2 protein-coding genes are annotated in these 577 nt (G+C 61.9%); both read left to right on the forward strand.

Annotation, left to right across the window (positions count from 1 at the left end; all coding sequences use genetic code 11):
• Positions 1–185: 185 nt before the first annotated feature.
• Positions 186–407, forward strand: a complete 222-nt coding sequence (locus tag AC1DYI_RS37995) for a hypothetical protein (RefSeq protein ID WP_477209207.1) — start codon at positions 186–188, stop codon at positions 405–407.
• Positions 389–577, forward strand: a 189-nt coding sequence (locus AC1DYI_RS38000; RefSeq protein WP_477209208.1) for a hypothetical protein, incomplete at its 3' end; no start/stop codon positions are given. The genes AC1DYI_RS37995 and AC1DYI_RS38000, both read left to right, overlap by 19 nt.

Here is a 577-nt window from a genome sequence, read left to right on the forward strand (position 1 = left end):
TTCTTGATGAATCCGTCCGACAGCTTGCTGCTGGGTGGGGTCGCCCCGCTTTCTCGTCAGGTCGCCAATGCGGTGACCATGCAATTGATTTGTTAGGTCTATTCGATGCCTTTTGACGGGGCATCGAAGCCTGCGTCTTTTTCATCGTTATGGACCATCGAAGTTTCGTCAGCGCGAAGTGCGCCATGAAGCAGAAGCGCACGCGCTGCGAACAATTTTTGGCTGATATGTGGCGGCTGGTGTCGTGGTTGCAGCAGATCGCGTCGATCGAGCTGCCTGCACCTCATCGGCAGTCGAGCTTCGCCGTCGCGGGCTTGTGCGGCACGGGCAAGCAACACGCAGAACTCATGCCGACCTGGCGCGTAGCGATCTCGACCGGAATGCGCTCGTGGATCGCGTCACCCTGAATCCACGGCAACGCCTCGCACCGGCGGGCCAGCTGCATGCCTGGGGAGCCAACCATCTGGGCCAGGCTGGCAATGGGCCTGGACCTGATGTGCTGCAGCCGCGACCGGTGCCTGACCTGCCGACCGTCAGCGCCGCCTGCTGCAATGGCAACTCCGCCTTGGCGCTGGAC

The organism is Ideonella sp. P3_A4 (assembly GCF_056403075.1).